Annotated in this window: 2 protein-coding genes; both read right to left on the reverse strand. The window is 44.1% G+C overall.

Annotated elements, in window-relative coordinates:
• Positions 1-522: 522 nt before the first annotated feature.
• Positions 523-1,704 (reverse strand): DUF4912 domain-containing protein, encoded by a 1,182-nt coding sequence (locus F6K20_RS30610; protein ID WP_008180305.1) that lies wholly within the window; start codon positions 1,702-1,704, stop codon positions 523-525.
• A gap of 756 nt (positions 1,705-2,460) precedes the next feature.
• Positions 2,461-3,314 (reverse strand): ARC6/PARC6 family protein (locus tag F6K20_RS30615; RefSeq protein ID WP_287297231.1); only part of this gene is annotated, 854 nt, incomplete at its 5' end.

The raw sequence follows: 3,314 nt of genomic DNA on the forward strand, positions 1-3,314 counted from the left end.
TAGAATCTAATTATTATTCCTAGAGTATGCAAAGCCCGGTGTTAAGCCATCCTTCACAAACTATCCCAGCTCACGGTGGTCAACTGGTCAACCGTATCGTCACTTGAGGTGCGACCCGTGGCGAATTTAATTCTTAATGGTAAGAGCGCACCTATTGACTTTTGGCAAAAAAATCCCCCGGCTAGTGTCGGGGGAACTCCTTAGAAGTATGAAGTGTGAATTCTGAGGTTATTATAGGCCAATGCTGCTTCTTGAACTATAGCAATCCTAAATAGGTTGTGCTAATTTTATCCAAACGTGATTCTTGCTATACCTGGGTTTCAAGCCCTTGACTTGCCACAACTGATTTAAGGTCGCTATATAGCGTTTATCACAGCTATGAGGTACAGATATTTTTTTCCTTATTACCTATTCCCTGTTTACTGTTCCCTTCACCATGTAAAAGCTGGTTTGGCTTACCCCACCCAACTTCTAAAGTATGGGTGAATAATGATGGGTGGGGAGTATACTCAACAATTGTGTTCAATTGCACACGAGATCAGTATGGCATGATTGCGTCTTGCAGATGAACTTCATATGGATTGAGCGAGTTTCCTTGCCATGCGCTGACACTACCATGATTGGGTAGTCAATTAGGACATCCTGGAAAGACATCTGCAAGCGGAAGGTACCGTCTGGGTTAATCTTGACTGGACGTCCATCAATAGTAACGGAAGCATCAGGATCGATGCTTCCGTGAATAATTAGCTCTTCATTTGCCACTAAGGACAATTCGGGAGAACGAGCGGGGGGAGCAGAAGCATTGAAACCAGCTCCCGACATGTTTGGAGAAAGCCACTTACCAATACCCGAAGGGAAAGGATTGGAACTTATTGCTGACCTTGGTGCTTGCTCCATAGAACTATAAACAGAATCAGCTACTGCCTGAGCTTCCCCAGATTGAGTTATGCCAAAGATTTCCCCATAGATAGGTCGATCAGGAATTTCCGAGCTACTCCCATTAGCTGTCTGGCTAGGCGGCACAAGTTTTAGGACAGTCTTACCCTGTAGATTATCATCCCAGTTGACCGTGACGAATTGGTCTTCCATCCATTTAGAGGGATAGGCAGGGGGAACATGGATAGGTGCTGAACGGGCCAGAACTAGCCATTGACCATCTTCACAGCGATAACCAATCTCAACTAAATAATCGCGATCGCTAACTGGCATGGGTAGATACCATTCTCGCGCTAGCTCATCACAGGGATATTCTTGGATACTATGGGGACTTTGATAATCCAGTTTGATTGCGGTAACATCATAGAGCCTTAGAGCGAGTTGTTGACCTCCCTGAGAGCGCAGTTCTTTTTTATGTTCATTGGGAATATCCCAATAAGCATAAGACCAATGTGGATCACGAGGCATTAGCACAATCCGGCTTTCACCATAACCTTCTGGTAGCTCTGCTAATCCCTCATCAACAGAAACTAGACTATCACTAGTCGGCTCTTGTTGAGCTAATTCAAACTGGCTTGATTCCTCCTTTGCTTGTGCCTCAATTATCGGCGATGGAGTGGTAGACCTTTTGTGACGTTCTATTGCTTGAATTTCCGCCAATAAGCGTTCTTTACGCATTCTACTGTATCGATATATACCATATTCACTCGCAACTCTACGTAATTGCCGTAGAGTCATTTCTTCTAGGGGAGTTCCTTCTTTTGCCATGATTTCTGTTCTATACGTTGTTAGGTTGCCTGATAGATTACTGATGTCAATCTTGAGGTGCGACCCGTGGCGAATTTAATTCTTAATGCGGAAAGCGCACCTAATTAAAAAAAGTTTTGGTTGCTATGAAACTTACCTAAAGGTCAGACCTGACTAAAGTTTTTATCCTTCTTGATTCCCAGACTTTAATGGAAATTGCCCGTCTACCCTTGCGACATTTCAGTGATTTTTTATACCAACAATATGTTCAAGTCAGCCATCTATAATTTGGTGAAATACTAACAAACCAGCATTTTTATGGGATCCTCTGATCAACTATATATAACAAGGAATTTTTGGGTCAGGTCAAGGGGTAAATAAGCCGATTTTCGGTAAATTCACGCATTTACCAGAAAATCGGGACTCAAAATGTCATGAAATTATCACATCACTCCTCAGGTGCGACCCGTGGCGAATTTAATAATTAGATGCGGAAAGCGCACCTAAGGACTCAGTCATCAATATTATCAAGTTAGGCACCATCAGTGATCCGTATCCAAGAAGGATGAAGCCCTGATCTACTTATCCTTGACACTCTTCATTAATCATTTATCTCTTAGCCTTAATGAGGATAAGCAAGACTATTTGGCTGCTTTCCTCAAGGGTGAGCGAAGCGTGGCAAGGCAAAGCTAATCGCATCATCAATAATCAACAGGAATAATCATTACTTTTCCATTTTCTTTTCGACAGGAATTGACTGGTCAGATATGTTTCTAGTTATCTTACCATCCAACCCTTAATTAACCACTGACCCCCTTGGCGTACTAAGTCATACTTGACTCTTAAGTTGTCATTACTCGAAGCTGCCGGACTCAACATACCATCTTGATATACCTTTGCTTGCTCTTTCACCGCAGCATCTATCACAGCTTGATTAGGATTCGATGTGCTAGTCTCAACTGAGTTAATTTTGACCGTGTGCTTGTAGATCCGGTAATAGTTCTTGGTTTTAGCCGCTTTAGCACTTTTGAGCCAGACAGACAGAGCTGGCTCAGCTAAGATTTTACTAAGTTGCCCTACTTCATGTTTTGGTCCAAAAGCAAGTTTTTTAGTATTTAACCAGGTTTCGATGAGTTGCTGAGCCGTTTCTTGATTTAGAGGACCACTCGGAGCGATCAGCCCACTGCCTGTCGGAGGAATCGGGACTGGAGGTTGGTCAAGCTGAACAAAAGGTTGTTCTCCCTCTAACGGTGGTTTTGAAAAACTTTTGAGAGCTTTATTGAGCAACATCAGCAGGATACCCAGTCCTAGCAAACTTAAAAGACTCAGGAAAATCAGACGTCTTAGTTTAGCCCCTGGTTGGAATCGCTCTGGTGAAGGTTCCATACGATCAGGGGATGAATGATTCAGACTGCTCCGCTGACTTGAGGAGTCTTTGACCAAAGAACCGCCTCTAGACCACCCACCTGAGGCGGTTGAATTGTGACTATCCAGGGTTTTGCCTGACTTCCCACCACCCAGAAAGCTACCTAAGGACTCACCCCGCACCGCATCGACGAGGTGTTGGCGCTGCTCGGGCTGGGTGAACCCGACCAGGACATCGGCTTCGACACTGGCAGCTGCGAGCTCGA

Source organism: Moorena sp. SIO2C4, from assembly GCF_010672485.1.
Classification (GTDB): domain Bacteria; phylum Cyanobacteriota; class Cyanobacteriia; order Cyanobacteriales; family Coleofasciculaceae; genus Moorena; species Moorena producens.

What these genes read in the sequence shown, in the direction of transcription:
- F6K20_RS30610 (WP_008180305.1), bottom strand. Translation starts at nt 1,704, where the DNA reads ATGGCAAAAGAAGGAACTCCCCTAGAAGAAATGACTCTACGGCAATTA.